The following is an 18,293-nucleotide window of genomic DNA, read 5'->3' on the forward strand; positions in this document are numbered from 1 at the left end:
CCGGCGGGGCTGGCGGAACTCATGCAGGCCGTCAAGCGGCTCGCACCCATGGCCATGCACCCACCGGGACCGAGAGGTCACAACCCTACTCGTGAGGGCTGCAGAAGGGATGGTCCTCTAATGAGCACCCGGACCCTCGTCTCTCCGGCGACGCTGGCCCGCCCGCGCGGCAAGGCCGTCTACTGGACGGTGTTCACCGGCGTCGTCGTCCTCTTCGCGCTCGCCTTCCTCTTCCCGGTCTACTGGATGGTGACCGGCGCGGCGAAGTCGCCGGACGAGGTGGCGCGGACCCCGCCCACCCTCGTGCCGGAGCACTGGCACCTCAGCGGCTACACCGACGCCTGGGACCTCATGCAGCTGCCGCGGCATCTGTGGAACACGGTGGTCCAGGCGTCCGGAGCCTGGCTGTTCCAGCTGGTGTTCTGCACGGCCGCCGCCTACGCCCTCTCCCGGCTGCGGCCCGCTTTCGGCAAGGTGATCCTCGGCGGCATCCTGGCCACCCTGATGGTGCCGGCCCAAGCGCTGGTCGTACCGAAGTACCTCACCGTCGCCGACCTTCCACTGGTCCACACCAGCCTGCTCAACGACCCCCTCGGGATCTGGCTGCCGGCCGTCGCCAACGCCTTCAACCTGTATCTGCTGAAGCGGTTCTTCGACCAGCTGCCGCGCGATGTGCTGGAGGCCGCAGAGATCGACGGCGCCGGAAAGCTGCGCATCCTGTGGTCGGTCGTGCTGCCCATGTCCCGGCCGGTACTGGGAGTGGTGTCGATCTTCGCGCTGGTCGCCGTGTGGCAGGACTTCCTGTGGCCGCTGATGGTCTTCTCCGACACCGACAAGCAGCCGATCAGCGTGGCCCTCGTCCAGCTGTCACAGAACATCCAGCTGACCGTGCTCATCGCCGCGATGGTGATCGCCGGCATCCCGATGGTCGCCCTGTTCCTCGTCTTCCAGCGGCACATCATCGCCGGGATCAGCGCGGGCAGCACGAAGGGCTGACACCGCCCTCCTCCCCGACACAGAAAGGCAGGCACCGTGGGACAGGCCCCCCATGCCCGAAGCGCCGCCTGGTGGCGCTCCGCCGTCATCTACCAGGTGTACGTACGCAGCTTCGCGGACGGCGACGGCGACGGCGTCGGCGATCTCGCGGGCGTCCGGGCAAGGCTCCCGTATCTCGCCGAACTCGGCGTGGACGCCCTGTGGTTCAACCCCTGGTACCTCTCACCCATGAAGGACGGCGGCTACGACGTCGCCGACTACCGCGCCGTCGACCCGGCCTTCGGGACGCTCGCCGAGGCCGAGAAACTCATCGCCGAGGCACGGGAGCTGGGCATCCGCACCATCGTCGACGTGGTGCCCAACCATGTCTCCGACCAGCACGTCTGGTTCCGTGCGGCGCTCGCGGCGGGCCCCGGCAGCGCCGAGCGCGAGCTGTTCCACTTCAGGCCGGGGCGCGGTGCGCACGGCCAACTCCCGCCGAACGACTGGCCGTCCCAGTTCGTCGGCTCAACGGGGCCCGTGTGGACCCGGCTGCCCGACGGCGACTGGTACCTCCATCTGTTCACGCCCGAGCAACCCGACCTCAACTGGGCCCACCCGGCCGTCCGCCGCGAGCACGAGGACATCCTGCGCTTCTGGTTCGAGCGGGGGGTGGCCGGCGTCCGCATCGACTCCGCCGCCCTGCTCGCCAAGGACCCGGACCTCCCCGACCTGGCCGGGGGCCGCGACCCGCACCCCTTCGTCGACCGCGACGAACTGCACGACATCTACCGCTCCTGGCGTGCGGTGGCCGACGAGTACGACGGCGTCTTCGTCGGCGAGGTCTGGCTCCCCGATCCCGAACGCTTCGCCCGCTACCTCCGCCCCGACGAGCTGCACACGGCCTTCAACTTCTCCTTCCTGGCCTGCCCCTGGGACGCCCCGAGGCTGCGCACGTCGATCGACACCACGCTCGCCGAGCACGCGCCGGTGGGCGCACCGGCCACCTGGGTGCTGTGCAACCACGACGTGACCCGCACCGTCACCCGGTACGGCCGTGCGGACACCGGCTTCGACTTCGCCACCAAGGCCTTCGGCACGCCGGCGGACCTCGCCCTCGGCACCCGTCGGGCCCGCGCCGCAGCGCTGCTGTCGCTGGCCCTGCCCGGGGCGGTCTATGTGTACCAGGGGGAGGAACTGGGGCTGCCGGAGGCCGACATCCCGCTGGACCGGATTCAGGATCCGATGTACTTCCGGTCGGGCGGCACCGCACCTGGCCGTGACGGCTGCCGGGTACCGCTGCCCTGGGCGGCGGGAGAGCCGTGTGCGGGTTTCGGCTCCCGCGAGGAGCCATGGCTGCCGCAGCCGGCCGACTGGCCTTCCTATGCGGTCGACCGGCAACAGAGCGACCCGGACTCCATGCTCCGCCTCTACCGCGAGGCGATCCGGCTGCGCCCGTCGTTCGGCGACGGCCCCCTCACCTGGCTGCCCGCCCCCGACGGCGTCCTCTCCTTCTCGCGCGCGGAGGGAGTGGTCTGTGTGGTGAACCTCGCGGCCGCTCCCGCAGAACTGCCCGCGCACACCCGGCTCCTGCTCGCCAGCGGTCCGCCGGACGACAGGGGCCGCCTCCCGCAGGACACGGCGGTCTGGCTCCGGGTCTGAGCCGCCGCCCCTTGCTATCCCCGCACCCCCACCACGAAGGGATCAGCACATGCAGCAGAGCACCCCCAGACATGTCAGGCGCATGCCAGCAGTCGGTGCGGCCGTCGCCCTCGCCGCCGGCATGCTCGTCGCCCTCGCCCCGGCCGCCCACGCGGCAGCGGGCGCCGCCCTTCCCTTCACGTCCGTCGAGGCCGAGTCGGCGACCACCAACGGCACGAAGATCGGGCCCGACTACACCCAGGGCACCCTCGCCTCCGAGGCTTCCGGGCGTCAGGCGGTCAGGCTGGGCTCGGGGCAGCGGGTCGAGTTCACCGTGCCTCGCGCGGCCAATGCCGTGAACGTCGGCTGCAGCGTCCCGGACGGTCAGTCGGGCACCCTCGACGTCTACGTCAACGGCACCAAGCTCGCGAAGTCCCTGCCGGTCACGTCCAAGTACTCGTACATCGACACGGGGTGGATCCCCGGCGCCAGGACACATCACTTCTTCGACAACGCCAGGCTGTTGCTCGGCCGGGATGTCCAGGCGGGCGACCGGATCGCCTTGCAGTCGACCGGCACCCAGGTCACCGTCGACGTCGCCGACTTCGAGCAGGTCGCCGGGACCGCGTCCCAGCCCGCCGGATCGGTGTCCGTCACCTCCAAGGGGGCCGACCCCAGCGGCCAGGGCGACTCCACCCAGGCGTTCCGGGACGCCATCGCGGCCGCACAGGGAGGAGTGGTCTGGATCCCGCCGGGCGACTACCGGCTGACCTCCTCGCTCAGCGGGGTGCAGAACGTGACCCTCCAGGGCGCCGGCAACTGGTACTCCGTCGTGCACACCTCCCGCTTCATCGACCAGTCGTCCTCTTCCGGGAACGTCCGAATCAAGGACTTCGCGGTCATCGGCGAGGTCACCGAGCGGGTCGACTCGAACCCGGACAATTTCGTCAACGGAGCGCTGGGGCCCGGGAGTTCGGTGTCGGGCATGTGGCTCCAGCACCTCAAGGTCGGCCTCTGGCTGATGGGCAACAACGACAACCTGGTCGTCGAGAACAACCGCATCCTCGACACCACCGCCGACGGCCTGAACCTCAACGGCACCGCGAGGGGTGTCCGCGTGCGCAACAACTTCCTGCGCAACCAGGGCGACGACTCACTCGCGATGTGGTCCCTGTACGCGCCGGACACGAACAGCAGCTTCGAGAACAACACCATCTCGCAGCCCAACCTCGCCAACGGCATCGCGATCTACGGCGGCACCGACATCGCGGTCAGGAACAACCTGATCTCCGACACCAACGCCCTCGGCAGCGGTATCGCGATCTCCAACCAGAAGTTCCTCGATCCCTTCCACCCCCTGGCGGGAACCATCACGGTCGACGGCAACACCCTCGTCCGCACCGGGGCCATGAATCCCAACTGGAACCATCCGATGGGGGCGTTGCGCGTCGACTCCTACGACAGCGCCGTCAACGCCACCGTCAGCATCACCAACACGACGATCACGGACAGCCCGTACAGCGCCTTCGAGTTCGTCTCCGGCGGCGGACAGGGCTACCCGGTCAGGAACGTCACCGTGGACGGCGCGACGGTGCGGAACACCGGTACGGTCGTGGTCCAGGCGGAGGCCCAGGGCGCCGCCACCTTCCGCAACGTCACCGCCACCGGCGTCGGCGCGGCAGGCGTCTACAACTGCCCCTACCCGGCGAGCTCGGGTTCCTTCACGCTCGCCGACGGCGGTGGCAACTCCGGCTGGAGCAGCACCTGGTCGGACTGCTCGACCTGGCCCCAGCCCGGCCAGGGCAACCCGGACCCCGACCCGAACCGCAATCTGGCCAAGGGCCGCCCGGCCACCGCCACCGGCTCGCAGGACGTCTACACGCCCGGCAAGGCGGTCGACGGCGATCCGAACAGCTACTGGGAGTCCACCAACAACGCCTTCCCGCAGTCCTGGACGGTGGACCTCGGTTCGGCCGAGGCCGTGCGCCGGCTGGTGCTGAAGCTGCCGCCGTCGGCCGCCTGGGGCGCACGGACCCAGACCATCGCCGTGCTGGGCAGCACCGACGGTTCCTCCTACTCGACGGTGGTCGGCCCGCAGGGCTATCGCTTCGACCCGGCGACCGGCAACACGACGACCGTCTCCCTGCCGGGCGGCACCGGCCTGCGCTATCTGCGGCTGACGGCCAGCGCCAACACCGGCTGGCCGGCCGGTCAGTTCAGTGAGGTGGAGGCGTATCTGACGTCGTAGCCCGAGGGGTTCCGCGCTTCGCCGCCCGGATCTGCTCGTCACGGGCGCGCGGTTCGGCGAAGCGCGGACCCGCTCCTCGGGGGGCATGTCACGGGACATCCGTCCGTTCAGTGGTTTGCCCGAACGTCATATGGTTTGGTCCGGGATCTGCCAAGCTGAGGCGATGAAGCTGGTGGTGGAGATCCGCGGCACTGAGCAGCCGCACATCGAACTCGACGATCTGCGGTACGACTTGGCCCGAGACCCGGAGCTGCGCTCGGTCGCCGTCGAAGCACGGCCGGCGCCGAGCGTCGACGGCGCGATGAGCGGCGTGATCAAGGACCTGGTGATGGTGCTCGGGGCGGGCGGGGTGGGCGCCGCCCTGGTCCAGGCCCTCACCGCCTGGCTGGCGGGCCGTCAGCGGAGCATCAGCATGACAGTGACGTGCGGATCGCGGAGCGTGCAGTTCGAGGTGCGCCAGGCCCGTGACCACCAGGCCGCCGTCGAGATGTCACGGCAACTGCTCGAACTTCTCGCCCAGGGCGGCGACGAGGCGTCGGGCGAGGACCAGCGGCCCCCGGGCGAGGAGGGGCAGCTCGTCCCCGGCGGCGAAGCATGATCCACCACCCGGACCCGGCGAAGTCACGAGCCGTCCTCATCGGGGTAACCCGCTACGCCGACCCCGACCGCTGGCAACCGCTGCCCGCGATCGCGACGAACCTCGCCGACCTCAAGGCGGTCCTCACCGACCCGGATCTCTGGGGCCTGCCTCCGGAGCACTGCGATGTGATCGAGGACCCCGAGGACCCCATCGACGTCCTCGAGCGCGTGCTGTCCGCCGCAAACGCCGCCGAGGACACCGTGGTGGTGTACTTCGCGGGCCACGGAGCCATCCACAAGTCCCAGCTCGCCCTGCCGACCGTCGTTACCACCGACGACACCCTCAGCGTGCGAAACATTCCGTTCGCCAGCATCAGAGAGCTCGTCACCGAACGCAGGGCCCGCCATGCGGTGATCATTCTGGACTGCTGCTGGAGCGGTATGGCGATCGCCATGTCGGACGTGGAGTCCGTGGTGGACCGGGAGATCGAACCCAGCAGCGCCTACATCCTGACCTCTTCGGCCCGCGACAGCATCTCGATCGCCGTACCTGGCGAGAAACACACCGTCTTCACCGGCGAGTTGCTCAAGACGCTGCGCGGTGGTGTGCCCTCGCCGGACCGGGCGCTCACCCTGCGCGCCGTCACGACCGCCGTCGTCCGCGGGCTGCGCGAGCGGCAGATGCCCCGCCCCCGGCACAGTCAGGCCGGCCACGGCGACCACCTCGCCCTCGTCCGCAACCGTCAGTGGCGCCCCCTGCCGGACCCCGTCCCCGGCTCCGCCGACGCAGCCGACACCGGGACGCCCGACGCGGTGAGCGTCCCGGGCTCCAGTTGCGTACTGAGGCGCTACCCCGAGCAGTTCGACCCCGTCGAGCCGGACGGAGCCCGCATCACGCCGAGCCTTCTGCTGCGGGCCGACCGCGCCGTCGTCCCCTTTCACGGCCGGGAACGCGAACTGGTCAACTTCGCCTTCTGGCGCGAGAGCGGCGGCGCGCGCCTTTGTGTCCTGTACGCCGGTGGCGGCCAGGGCAAGACGCGCTTCGCCCGCCATCTGGCCGAGGAATGGGCGAAGGAGGGATGGCAGGCCTGGCACGCCGTCCGCCGCCCGAAGCAGGTCTCCGTGCTGCGCGAGGCCGCCGGGGGCCGTTGGCGCTCCGGTGGCGCCGGGACGCTCGTCGTCGTCGACTACGCCGACCGCTGGCCGACCGAGGAACTGAGCGCGTTGCTGGAGTTCGTCGCCTCGTCCGGTTCCGGCCCCTTACGGGTCCTGCTGCTCGCCCGGATGACCGGCCACTGGTGGACCGCCCTCACCTCGCGTCTGCCGACCGTCATCGCCCTGCACAACGCCGTCCCCCTCACCTCGCACACCCCCGACCCGGGCCACCGGCCCAAGGAGTTCCAGACCGCGCGCGAGGGCTACGCCCAGGCCCTCGGCGTCCCCCTGGACCGGGTGCGCCCCAAACCGGTGGACCGGCAACCCGACTGGAATCTGCGGGACTTCTCCCTCGTCCTCACGGTCCACATGGCTGCCCTGGTGGATGTGCTGGCACAATGGTCCGGCTCTCCCGCGCCCGTCGACCCGGTCGCCGTGTCGGCGGATCTGCTCGCCCGCGAGCACGCCCAATGGGAGGACGTCCTGGGGCACCGCGACTTCCGCGGGCTCACGCTCGACCAGGTCAGACGAGCCGTCTTCGTCGCCACGGTCACCGGCGGACTGCCGGTGCGACAGGCGCGCAGAGCCCTGCGCCGCGCCGGCATCAGGTCCGACGAGGTCATCGACCCGCTGCTGAACCTCCACCGCCAGTGCTATCCGCCCCTGGACAGCGCCCGGAGCGCCGCCCTGGAGCCGCTGTACCCGGACCGGTTGGGCGAGGACTTCCTGGCGCTCACCATCCCCGGCCACAGTGCGGACTACCCCGCCCAGATGGAGGCGCAGGAACTCGCCGAACGGCTGCTTCTCCCGTCGGACTCCGAACCCGACGGGCCGCCGTGGACGCCGTACGCGATGACCATGCTCGCGGAGACCTCGCGCCGCTGGTCCCATGTCGCGAGCGCGGTCCTGCATCCGCTGCTGAGGGACCACCCGAGGCTCGCGGTGCGCGCCGGGGGCACCTTCCTCGCGACCTTCGCCGAGACGACCGAGCAGACCGACCTGCTGGTGCGGATCCGAGATGAGCTGCCCCGGCACCGCGGTGCCGACCTCGCGGTCGGAGTCGCCGCGATCGACCGCCGCCTCGCCCCCTACGACGCGGACCGCGCCACCACGGGCGTGGACCTCGCCCGCAGCGCCGACGAACGGGTCCGCTCCTACTCCCGGGCGGGCCAGGCGCACGAGGCCCTTCGCGAGGCCGGCCGCGCGGTCGACGCCTGGCGTGTTCTGGCCGAGCACCATCCGGCCGCGTACCAGGCGGGCCTGGCGAGCGCCCTGGCCACGCTCGGGTCGCTGGAACTGGGCGACGGACAGACCGGGAAATCGTGGGAGTCCGTCGACGAGGCGCTGCTGCTCGTCCAGCGGACCGAGGGGCTGACGCCGAGGCCGACCGAGCGCTCCCGCATCCTCGTGAACATCGCCAGCGTCCTGCATCAGGCCCGCGACGACGACCGCCGTGCCTCGGCCGTCCGGCTGGCGGAGGAGGCGGTGCAGACGTTCCGCGCGGCAGGACCGGGACCCGACCGGCGGGACGAGGCCGGGCTCGCGGACGCGCTGTCGGTGCTGTGCGCGGCGTACGGCAGCGTGGGCGACATCCCGAGGGCGCGGGAGGCGGGCGACGAGGCGCTGGCGATCCTGGGACAGCTCCATGCCGGGGGAACGTCCGGCTTCGAGGAACTCAGCGAGATCCTCGACCTGCTGGGCTGCCTCGCCGCCGATGCGGGCGACCTGCCGACAGCGCTGAGGCGGGGCAGGGCCGCCGTCCGCACCCGCGAGCTGCTCGCCGCCGAGAACCCCGCCTTCGAGACCCGCCTCGCGCGGTCGCTCTGCAATCTCGCCGGATACCACTCCGACCTCGCGGGGCGTGTGTCCGACCCGAGGGAGCACGACAAGGCCGTGGCCTATGCCGAGGAGGCACTCCGCAGGCTGCGGGACCGCCTCGGTCCCGCGGCCGACAGGTCCGACGCCGACGTGCGTGCGATGGCCGGTGTGCTGATGACCATCCTGCGGCGGCGGAACCCCGCGGACCCCAGGGCGGACGCCCTGGGGCAGCGCCACGGCCTGGTCGGCTGACGGGCTCAGCCGACCCGCGAACCGGCCGTGCCGACGGGGCCCGCGTCCCAGAAGCGGTCCTCCTCCGCGTCGGCCGCGTACCCGAAGTCCCACAGGCACACCAGGCTGCGGTCCTCCACCGCCGCTTCGACCTTCGCGACGACACTGGACAGGAACCACGGCAGCGTCGGCTGCCCCGCGGACCACAGGTCGGCGAACTGCCGTCCCGTGTCCTCCCTCAGCAGCAGGTCGGTCATCGGACGGGTGCACACCACCAGGAGCTCCCGGGGCAGGGTCTCCACCAGGGCCCAGTTCACCGCGGTGTTGTCCGGCAGCGGGCCGGCCGTCGCGCCCGCGGTTCCCGCCGCGGCAAACACCTGTTCCCAGCGTCCCTTGCGCAGCCGCAGCACGGACCCGTCGCCGACGCCGAACACGAGATGTGTCCGGGACTGCCGGTCGTCCAGCGGTGTCAGCACGGCCGTCAGCCCGGTAGCGATCGCCCGTTCCGCGGGCGAGCCGTCCAGGGCGATCCACCCGCGCTGCTTGCCCTCCACCTCGACGGCCCGGCCGACATTGCCCAGCGCGAGCCGCAGCGCCGCCTGGGCCCCCGGCGGAACGGGATCGGTCGCCGGGCGGTCCAGCGCCTCGGCCAGGAAGTCCGCGTTCCGCACCACCTGTGTCTCCAGCGCCCGGCACACATGCGCCGCCGCGGACTGCGACCACGCGCCGTCCGGCGCTCCGGCCGCAACCGTGCTCAGCAGATGGCGCCGGCCCTGCGCCGTGGGCATGCGCAGCAGTACGGCGTCGCGGCGGTGCTGCCGCTCCCGTCGGTGCCGGTCTCCGCACGTCGACACCGCCCGGACCACCACAGCGCCCAGATCGGCTCCGTCGACGACGCTGTCGGCCACCGCGTCGGCACTCAGCGAGGGGTGCTGGGGCATCACGGGCAACAGGTCGCGGATGTTCGACAGCGGCTGTGCGGAAGTGCCGCCGGGATCGATCAGACTGCGGATGCGGTCGAGCTGTGCCCGCATGCCCGGATGGCTCATCTGGGCGCTGTCGCGCGGCAGGGCGCGCTCTTCCGCCTGCTTGCGACGGGACGCCTCCTCGTCCGCCACCCGCTGTGCCTCGTCACGCTGCGACCGGATCCCGGCCAGCTCCTCGGACAGCCGCTTGTGGTCCTTGAGCAGACGTTCGTGTTTCGCCGTCAGTTTGTCGCGCCGGTCAGCGAGTTCGTCGCGCTCGGCCGTCACGCGGTCGCATTCGTCGGCAAGTCGGTCCCGCTCCGCCACGAGTTCGTCGCGGCTCCTGCCGAGAGCATCCCGTTCTGTCAGGGCCTCGGCCGACGAGTTCTCGAGCAGCGCCACCCTCGTCCGCGCCCTGTCCCGCTCCCGGACCGCCTGCTCGGCCTCGGCACGTGCGCGCCGGAGCTCCTGGGCGATGTCCGCCGGCGGCAGCGCCGCCCCCAGGCGGGCGATCTCGTCCCGCAACTGCCGGCGCTCCCGGCCGAAGACGTAGCGCAGACGCCAGAGCAGGGCGAGGGCTCCCGCGAGGAGCGCGCCCAGGGCGGCGAGCAGGGCATTCAACACCGTCATCTCGTCCTCCCGGACACGCTCGGCTGGACGATGACCACACCGAGGCCTTTCTCATTGGAGCCGGAGCCGCGCACCAGGGCGTGCAGCACCCACTGGACCAGCGGAGCCGAGGGCTGTGTGCGCCCGGGGAAGTTCTCTCCACCGGTGAACCGCGACACCTGATCACGATCGATGAACTTCATGTCCTGGGGCGAGAGGAACTCGTAGCCGCCGCGCGGTGCGGATCCGGCCAGGTCCGCCCAGGGCGCGATGCGCCACTGCCACCACCAGCTGTCCAGTGCGGCGACGGTGGGCCGCAGCACGGAACCGATCAGAGCGTCGAGGTCGTACTCGGCCCGGAACGTGCCTTCCCTCATGAGCCTGCGCAGCCGCTCCTCGAGCAGCGTCGTGAAGTACTCCTGGTCGACGGGCCCGGCGACCGTGCCCTTCCAGCACAGCACCAGAGCGGAGTCGAGCGCGGTCAGCCGCAGGATCTGGCCGGCCCGCACCGCCCACAACCGCCACCGTTCGTGCCGCGGGTCCGGCTCGGCCGCCCGTGCCGCGGCGGCCAGGGCGGACGGCAGGGAAGCCGGCAACTCCCCTTCCGTGTCGGGCCGGACGGCCAGTCGCTCCTCCGAGCAATGACCCGGCAGGGCCGGAATGATGACGCTCGGGTCCGCGGGTGCCCTGGCCGCGCTCCATTCGGAGGCGAACCGGAAATCTCCCTCGGCCGCCGAGTGAGCCGACTGCCAGAAGTCGTCTCGCCACCGGGCCATCTGTTCGGCCGGAAGATGCAGCAGCGCCATGTGCGCGGCGCACCAGATCTCCTCGACCGTCGTCGGCTCCGCGATGCCGGGCCAGCCCTTCGGCCTCAGCTGCGGGATCGGCGCGTCCAGCCACGGCTTGGATTCCGGGTCCTTGTACAGGTTCTCGAACCGTTCGGCCAGCGCCTTGCGCAGCCGCTCCGTATGGTCCACCGGCACCGGCGGATAAGTGGGCTTGGGCGGCGGGGCGGTCTGCCGGGCCGCGCTCACCGGCCGCGGGGCGGGGCCGCCCTCCTTCGGCGGAAGGCCCCCGTCCCGCTCAACGGGACCGGGACTGTCCGAGCGTGCCGGCCCGCTGGGGGCCGGGAGAACCGGTGCGGGCAGGGGGTCCTTGTCCGCGCGGTCCGCGTCGGCCCCGTCGGCGTCACTCGCCGGCACGGCCTCGTCCATGCCGCCCGCCCCGCGCCGCACCGTGGGTAAGGCCGTTGATTCCGTTACAGGCGTGGTCCGTTGGGCGGCCGGTGGGGTGCTGCGGCCCAGCCGGTGGGCGAGCAGACCTACGGCGCTGAGCGCGTCGTAGGCCAGTACCTGGGCGCGCTCGGGGTCGGCGCTGAGCCGTTCGTCGTGCAGGTGCGCCGCCATCCGCGCGCAGCAGGCACGCAGGCCGTCGATGAGCACGTCCCGGCTCGCGGACGGCAGGTCCGCCAGCTCGGTGACGGCGGCGGAGAAGGAGGCGAGGAGGTCGCCGACGTCCGCCGCGCCGGCCGGGGCAGTGTTCCGCTGCGCGACCGGAGGCGCCGCAGCGAGTGCTCCGGTGTCGTCCATCAGTGCTCTCCCGTCAGGGGATTCCAGAGGTCGTTGAAGTCGGGGCGGCCCTCGTCCATACGACGCCGGTAGACCCGCCCGGGGAACCGCTCCACTTCCGGCAGATGCCTCGTCTCGGCGAAGGGCACCGCTCCACGGAACACACGGAGGTGGCCGCGGGCGTCGAGGGTCGCCATGTGGAGGCGCTGGGGGCCGTTGGAGGCGGCGTCGAGGACCGCCAGGCTCTCCAGCTTCCTCGTGTTGCCGCTGCCGTCGTCGAGGTGGAACTCGTACTGCCGGCCGATGGGCGGTACCGGTATCACGGCCCTCCGGCCGGGGACGGTGCGCTGGGTGCCGTCGCGGTCCGGGTGGAAGACGTCCGGGAAGTACTCCTCGTCGGAGGATCCGGCGGCGGGCCGGGGGAAGACCTCGACGAGCGCGCCGCCGGCGTCCGGGACGCACAGGCGTCCGGGCAGCCGGCAGCGGCTGACCTCGGGGTCGAAGTGGGCGTCGGGGATGAGGTCGGCGAGCGGGAGGTGGTGGCTTTCGGAGTCGACGTAGTAGTGGGGGGTGCCGGAGCAGATCAGGATCTGCGGCACGAGTTGCTGGTCCACCTCGATCAGGTACTTGGCGCGGCGGCCGCTCCAGACCGGTGCGGACAGGTCCAGCCGGTCCCGGGCCGCGGCCAGCGCGAGGTCGAAGCTGCCCCACTGGATGGACCGGGAGCTGGAGGTGAACCGGTGCAGTTCGAGCAGTTCGGGCAGTTCGTTCCAGTGGCGCGAGCGGATGCCGCGGGTGCCGACCTCGTCCAGTTCGACGAAGGGTTCCCCGGCCCGTAGCAGGACGAGCCGGCGCCCCGCCTGGCCGAGTGGTCCGAGGTCGCAGGGCAGGCTGGCGAACAGACCGTGGGTGACGATGTCCAGTTCGCTCATGTTCTGCTGTTTCGCCGCGGCGGCCACCCCCGCCCGCTTGCTGATGGCGTGGGCCCAGGCCGCGCCCAGGGAGGTGGCCTGCTTGGCCGCGAACCCGGTCTCGATGGCCAGCGCGGTGGGGTTCCAGCCGAACTTGCGCCGAGAGCCCGCGTCCGTCCGGGTCAGTACGTCCGCGATCGTCTCCTGGACCATGGGCATGCTGCTGGTCCGGCCGGAGATGACGACCTGATCGAGCACGGGCGGGAACGCGGCGCCGCGTCCTGTCTCGGCGCCCCTGTCATCGACGTCCCACTCGCGTTCGAAGGTGCTGCGCACCAGGTCGGCGCCCATCTCCGCGGCCCGTTCCAGCACCGGTCGCATCAGCCGCCGGAACTGCCCGGGATCCAGGGGCAGATCATCGGTGGGATTGCTCAGCGGCACGTCCGCGCTCTGCACGATCTCGTGCACATCGTCCTTGTGCAGCACCGGGGGCTCGTCGGGGTCGGCCGCCCCCATCAGGCACTTGGTCCGTTCTGCCAACTGCCACAGCGCGTGGAACCGGTCCCGGGCCAGCTGGGGCTGCAGGGTCGAGGCGTCGTAGCGCGTCGGGATGCAGCGGTCGAGCACCTCCTTGATGTCCGCGCCCACCACCGACTCCAGTTGCCGCCCGGCCTGTTCGGCGACCTGGGCCGCCAGCGACCGGCGGTTCGGTGGTGTGCCGCCCGGGGGTTCCCACAGGGCGTCGACGAGCACGGCCTTGAGCCAGTAGAAGACCTGGAGCGTGAGCAGGTCGCCGCCCAGCTGCTCATGCCCCGTGGAGCCGAGCAGCAGGGGCTCCAGCCGGTAGCGCCGGCCCAGGAACGCCGGGTCGCCGCCCGGCCGTTCCGGAGTGACGTCGGTGAGGACCAGCCTGAGCAGCGCGATGTCCGTGGTGCCGCCGCCGATGTCGATGACCAGCATCGTGCGGTGCCAGGTCGCGGGCAGCACCGGAACCCGGCGCTCGCGTGCGGCCTCGTCGTCCGGCCCCGCGGTGGATTTGGCCGGCAGCACCCGTACGACGCGGCGGGACCGGGCGCGCAGTGCCTCCAGGCCCAGGTTGAGATTGCCCGACAGCTCGCGCATGACGAAGAACAGACCGGCGGCGAGCCCTTCGTCGTAGTCCATCACCACGACTTGGGCGTTCAGCGCCTTCTTCACCAGCGTCAGCAGCCGGTCCTTGACCTCCGGCAGGGCGGTGGTCGGATAGGTCACGACGACGGTCTGCACGGTACTGCTGTCGGTGGCCGAGTCCTTGGTCAACTCCTCGGCCGCGCCGACCAGTTGGAGATACATGTGCTGGGTGAGATGGATCGCGCTGAGGTCCGAGCCGGGGACGTCGCCGGGCCGCAGCCGCATGACCTGACGCTTGAGCCCGGTGATCGCGGCGGGCGCGTCCACGAGCTGGAAACGGCGCTGCTCGGGGGCACCGGCGGGACCGTCGGAGTCGTCCTCCAGCAGGGCGCTCGCGGGCGCGTAGGTGAGCTCGGCGTTCTTCCCCTGGAAGTGGACCGGGCGCAGTGAGTGCATACGCAGCGGCGGCGTGTCGGTGACCCGGGAGTAGCCGCGGTGCAGCCGGGGGACGAGCCACTCGCGCAGTTCCGTGTCGCCGTGCTGGCGGATCTGCTCCATCGCCAGGAGGAGGGCGTCCACCGCGTCCGGATTCTCCTCGCGCATCAGGTCCAGGGCCTCGCGTCCGCTGACGGTCTCTCCCGAGCCCAGGCGCACCTGAGAGGCCAGCAGGTTGTCGACGGCCGCCCGGTACGGGGCGGGCCAGTCGGACCGTGGGTCGAGCAGCTCGCCGAGCATCGTGCCGAGAGCCTGGCCCTGGGCGGGGTCGACCGGGAACTGGGTGACCTTGGCGGCGCTCTGCAGCGTGACGGTGGAGGCGGTGGTGCCGAAGTCGACCACCACGAACTCCTGGAAGTGCCGGTCGGACGGTTTGCGCAGGGTCAGGAACTCGGGGAGCGACGACTCCTCCTCCCCGGCCGTGGGCTCCGGTTCCTCCTGCGGCGGCCGGAACTCCAGCAGCACGGTGCCCTGGACGATGTCGCGGCCCGCCTTGCTCTGGTAGTCCAGCTCCCAGGTCACGTCGACGCGCAGCGGGAGACCGTGCGTCCAGGTCTCGTTCGGCTGCGCGGCGGACCCGGACAGCAGGGCGGAGTCGACGAAGGCGCCCCTGGACAGGACGGTGTCGGCGAGCATGTGCTTGGTCGACGAGTGCGCGGGCAGCCAGGCGGCCCGCAGCGCCGTGTCCAGCCGGGCCGGCAGGACCGAGCCGTCGCCCGGACGCACCGAGAGCCTGCCGGGAAGCGTGGTGTTGAAGTACGGGTTGTCGTGGGCGGCGGCCAGTCGCAGGGTGACCACCGGCAGCGCATAGCGGCCGTCCTGGGCGTGGAGGACGAACTCCCGGGAGCCTCTCGTGCGGACGTACGGCGACTTGGCGCCGTCCGCGGTGTCCGGCACGTCGAACGAGAGCACCAGCTCGGGCATCAGGCCTTCCTCCAAGTCCTCATCAGCACGTCGATGGGCTGGTTGCCGCGATCGTCGGCCTGGCCCGATCCGCCTCCGGGGCCGTCGGCCGGCGCCTCGCCGTGGGATGCGTGCCGGGCGCCGGGCGTGCCGCGCGGCGGGCGGATGTCGTGTTCGGCGAGCACCCACTGCGCCGTCTTCTCGTAGAAGGTGTGCAATACCTCGACCCGGCCGGTCAGCAGCCGGTTGAGGCGCTCGGTGACGACGGCGGCCGCCGCGTCGGCCGTGTACTGCCGCAGCCGCGTCACGATGAGCGGATGGCGTTCCTGACGCTCGGTCATGAGCTCGCCCTCCGGCATGGCGTGGTGCCAGGGCAGCGCATGGTCGGCCAGTCCCGGGAACCGGTCGGCCGGGATCTCCCGGGGGCCGGTGTCCTGGTGGTGCTGGCGGCGCTGGTCGTCGACGACCTCCGCGGGGTGCAGCGCGGTCCACAGCTGCGTCAGCCGGTTCTCGACCTCCTCCTGGTCGCCGAGGTGGCTCAGATAGACCTCGGTCAGCAGGGGCAGCGTGCCGGGCTCCTCGAACCAGGAGCGCAGTCCCTCGAACTCGGCCTCCCACCTCTCCTGCCAGGCGCCGAGCCAGGTGTCCAGCCGCTCCCGGTCCCGGTCCGTGTGGCCCTCCACGAGGGCGGCGAAGCGCGTCACGTACCCCTTGGTCGTGTCGGTCGAGCGGACCCCGGTGGCCGGGGCGGGCGCGCTGACCCGGCCGGGCAGCACCTTGCGGAACTCACCGGCCGGGCGCGGCGGTGCGCTGCGCGACACCAGGCCGTTCTCGTCGTTCCGGGCCCGTTGCAGCAGCAGGTCCCACTCGCCCCACTCGTACACCGCCTGCCGGACCTCGGCCGCGGCACCGGCCAGGCTCAGTGGCGGCGGCGGTGCGGCGACGTCCTGCGGAACAGTGGTGCGCAGCTCGTCGAGTTCCGCCATGAGGGTTGCCAGCAGTCCGCGGTACTGGCCCAGGCGCTCGGTGAGTTCGCGGAATTCCGTGGAGGTGGCGACCGTGGGTCCGGTCTCCTGGCGGACCTGGTACTGCAGGGCGCGCAGCGCGTCCCAGAGCTTGCGCCGCGAGCGCTCGGCGAGCTCCTGCTTCAGGGCTACGCCGTTCGCCCTCAGGTGCTCCTCGATCAGCCGGTGCAGTTTTCGCACACCGCCGTCGTCGGAGACCGCGCGCAGCCGGTCCGCCCAGTGGCCGTGCGGGGCGAGGGACTGGAAGCGGTCGGCCAGCGCGGTCCACCCCGTGCCGCCGCCCTGTTCGTCGCGTGCGTCCAGGGCTCGCTGGGCGGCGTCGATACGGGCCTGCGAACCCGGCGACAAGGCGGCGTAGGGCAGGCCGTAGCGGCGGATCGCGGTGATCGCGGAGGTCAGCACCACCGCCTCCTCGCGGCCCCGGACGAACTTGTCGGAGTGGACGTGGATGGCGTTCAACTCGTCCGAGGAGTGCAGCAGTTCGGTGGCGTCGACGGCCGTCTCCGGCGCGCTGGGCACCGGGACCTGGTCGAAGAAGCTCGCCGCGACCAGGGCGGCCTTGCCCAGCACCTCGGTGCTGCGGCCGTCCTGCGTCAGCATCCCCCAGAAACTCTCGACACCCTGGGTGCCCGCTCGTCGGGCGTCCAGCACCACGAGGATGGTGTGCACGTCGGCGAGTTCACGGCGGCTGAGATGGGTGTCGCGGCCGTACGAGCCGGCGCCGCCGATGCCGGGGAAGTCGAGGAACTGCACCTCGTGGTCGGCCAGCAGTTCGTTCAGTTCCCAGTGCTCGGGGGAGACGTACACGTCCTGCACGACACGCTCGATGAGGTCGAAGCTGCGGCTGAGCGCCTCGGTGTCGTTCCTGATCTCGTCCGGGGTGAACGGCTGGACGCGGCGCAGCGGCAGACTGGCCGGGATCCGCTCCTCCACACCGTGGTCGAGGGCTTCCCGCAGATGCTTGGAGGGCAGCCGCTGGACCGTGCCCATGACACCGTCCTGACTCAGCCAGGCGTCGCGGATCCGGCACAGTTCGGCGGCGGCCGCGCGGTGCGTGGAGGCGATGCGCAGCGGATCCACGAGCGGCTCGGGCTGACCGGGTCCCCGTTCCGGCCACAGACAGCCGACCCACTGGTCGAACAGGGTCCAGCCCTCGGGGCTGTTGAGCGGGTCCAAGGTGCGCAGGACGGCGCCGGCGCCGAGTTCGGGGTGCTCGTGGTCGAGTCCGTCGGCGAGTTCGTCGAGAATGGTCCGCACGCACTCACCCAGCCGCTTGGCCGTGAGGTAGTGGATCTCGGCCGTCGGATCCGCGTACGTCTGCGGCGGGCGGCCCTCCTCCTCGCCGCCGGCCGGCTGCTGCCGCAGCCGTAGCACCGTGATGTTGCCGGTGGCCTTGCGGTTCTCCACCGGTAGCAGGTCCGACTTGCCCAGGAGCGTGCCCAGCAACAGGGACTTGCCGACCGAGAATTCGCCGACGACCCCGAAGGTGACCGGCTGGGCCGCTCGGGCGGCGAGCTCCTTGGCCAGCGCCTGCACTGCCGAACGTTGCTCGTGCGCGTCGGTCTGTTGCTCACCGAGCATTTTTAGCGTTTCTAGCGCAAATGCCCTCATTTCGGGCAGGGTTAATTGATCGGCCATGTGTGCGGATCCCCCTCGTACGAAGAGCGCGCGCTGACGCTCTGCCCCCGATGTGCTCATCCGGCGCCGCTCGTCGCGGCGGCGTGAGGGTACCTATTAGGCCAGAAAGCCGCCCTCCGGGAGCATGCAATGCAAAAAGATGTCAATATGATCTTTTCCGGCAACCGTGGCGTCAGTACCGATGCCAACCGGGCCCGGAAATTGCGCGGTTCGCCCGTCCCGGGCGTCCGGAATATTCTCGGCCATTCGCTGATTTCCGGACCGGAGGGTCGCGAAGCGCTTTCTTGGTGAGGACTTGGCCCCACGTATCGTCGGGTGTCACATTGGCGCCATCGGACCCTTCCCTGACGTTTGCTGCTCTTGGAACACTCGCACCGCGCACGATCCGTCATCGTCACGGCCATCCCGCACATCAGGATGAG

The 18,293-nt window shown here is 71.3% G+C and carries 9 protein-coding genes; 5 read left to right on the top strand and 4 right to left on the bottom strand.

Annotated elements, in window-relative coordinates:
* Positions 1-120 precede the first annotated feature (120 nt).
* The 5 genes from Q8A52_RS09710 (at position 121) to Q8A52_RS09730 (ending at position 8,668) form a co-directional block, all read left to right on the top strand.
* Entirely contained in the window at positions 121-996 is an 876-nt protein-coding gene (locus tag Q8A52_RS09710) for a carbohydrate ABC transporter permease (protein ID WP_316750121.1), read from the top strand.
* A gap of 36 nt (positions 997-1,032) precedes the next feature.
* Entirely contained in the window at positions 1,033-2,637 is a 1,605-nt protein-coding gene (locus tag Q8A52_RS09715) for a glycoside hydrolase family 13 protein (RefSeq protein ID WP_316750124.1), read from the top strand.
* Positions 2,638-2,686: 49 nt separating this feature from the next.
* Positions 2,687-4,864, top strand: coding sequence for a discoidin domain-containing protein (locus Q8A52_RS09720; protein WP_316750126.1), 2,178 nt, complete (start codon positions 2,687-2,689; stop codon positions 4,862-4,864).
* A 163-nt stretch (positions 4,865-5,027) separates the two neighbouring features.
* Entirely contained in the window at positions 5,028-5,462 is a 435-nt protein-coding gene (locus Q8A52_RS09725) for an effector-associated constant component EACC1 (RefSeq protein WP_316750128.1), read from the top strand.
* On the top strand, positions 5,459-8,668 hold the full coding sequence (locus Q8A52_RS09730; RefSeq protein WP_316750130.1) for a caspase, EACC1-associated type: 3,210 nt from the start codon (positions 5,459-5,461) through the stop codon (positions 8,666-8,668). The genes Q8A52_RS09725 and Q8A52_RS09730 overlap by 4 nt, the downstream gene beginning before the upstream one ends.
* A gap of 5 nt (positions 8,669-8,673) precedes the next feature.
* On the opposite strand, the gene Q8A52_RS09735 is transcribed toward Q8A52_RS09730, so the two are convergent.
* The 4 genes from Q8A52_RS09735 to Q8A52_RS09750 are packed head-to-tail and all read right to left on the bottom strand — an operon-like array spanning position 8,674 to position 17,814.
* Positions 8,674-10,242 carry a hypothetical protein gene (locus tag Q8A52_RS09735; protein ID WP_316750134.1) on the bottom strand — a complete coding sequence of 523 codons (1,569 nt, stop codon included), beginning with the start codon at positions 10,240-10,242 and terminating at the stop codon, positions 8,674-8,676.
* Positions 10,239-11,810, bottom strand: coding sequence for a hypothetical protein (locus tag Q8A52_RS09740; RefSeq protein WP_316750136.1), 1,572 nt, complete (start codon positions 11,808-11,810; stop codon positions 10,239-10,241). The genes Q8A52_RS09735 and Q8A52_RS09740 overlap by 4 nt, the downstream gene beginning before the upstream one ends.
* Positions 11,810-15,229, bottom strand: a complete 3,420-nt coding sequence (locus Q8A52_RS09745; RefSeq protein WP_316750137.1) for a hypothetical protein — start codon at positions 15,227-15,229, stop codon at positions 11,810-11,812. Before Q8A52_RS09745 ends, Q8A52_RS09740 begins: the two co-directional genes overlap by 1 nt.
* A complete protein-coding gene (locus Q8A52_RS09750) occupies positions 15,229-17,814 on the bottom strand; it encodes a hypothetical protein (RefSeq protein ID WP_316750139.1) in 2,586 nt (861 codons plus the stop codon). Before Q8A52_RS09750 ends, Q8A52_RS09745 begins: the two co-directional genes overlap by 1 nt.
* Positions 17,815-18,293 lie beyond the last annotated feature (479 nt).

Source organism: Streptomyces herbicida (assembly GCF_032656585.1).
In the GTDB taxonomy this organism is placed as follows: domain Bacteria; phylum Actinomycetota; class Actinomycetes; order Streptomycetales; family Streptomycetaceae; genus Streptomyces; species Streptomyces herbicida.

Bases quoted from the DNA above. Each gene is read 5' to 3' on its own strand.
- Q8A52_RS09710 (WP_316750121.1), top strand. From the start codon at position 121: ATGAGCACCCGGACCCTCGTCTCTCCGGCGACGCTGGCCCGCCCGCGC.
- Q8A52_RS09720 (WP_316750126.1), top strand. From the start codon at position 2,687: ATGCAGCAGAGCACCCCCAGACATGTCAGGCGCATGCCAGCAGTCGGT.
- Q8A52_RS09725 (WP_316750128.1), top strand. From the start codon at position 5,028: ATGAAGCTGGTGGTGGAGATCCGCGGCACTGAGCAGCCGCACATCGAA.
- Q8A52_RS09730 (WP_316750130.1), top strand. From the start codon at position 5,459: ATGATCCACCACCCGGACCCGGCGAAGTCACGAGCCGTCCTCATCGGG.
- Q8A52_RS09735 (WP_316750134.1), bottom strand. From the start codon at position 10,242: ATGACGGTGTTGAATGCCCTGCTCGCCGCCCTGGGCGCGCTCCTCGCG.
- Q8A52_RS09740 (WP_316750136.1), bottom strand. From the start codon at position 11,810: ATGGACGACACCGGAGCACTCGCTGCGGCGCCTCCGGTCGCGCAGCGG.
- Q8A52_RS09745 (WP_316750137.1), bottom strand. From the start codon at position 15,229: ATGCCCGAGCTGGTGCTCTCGTTCGACGTGCCGGACACCGCGGACGGC.
- Q8A52_RS09750 (WP_316750139.1), bottom strand. From the start codon at position 17,814: ATGCTCGGTGAGCAACAGACCGACGCGCACGAGCAACGTTCGGCAGTG.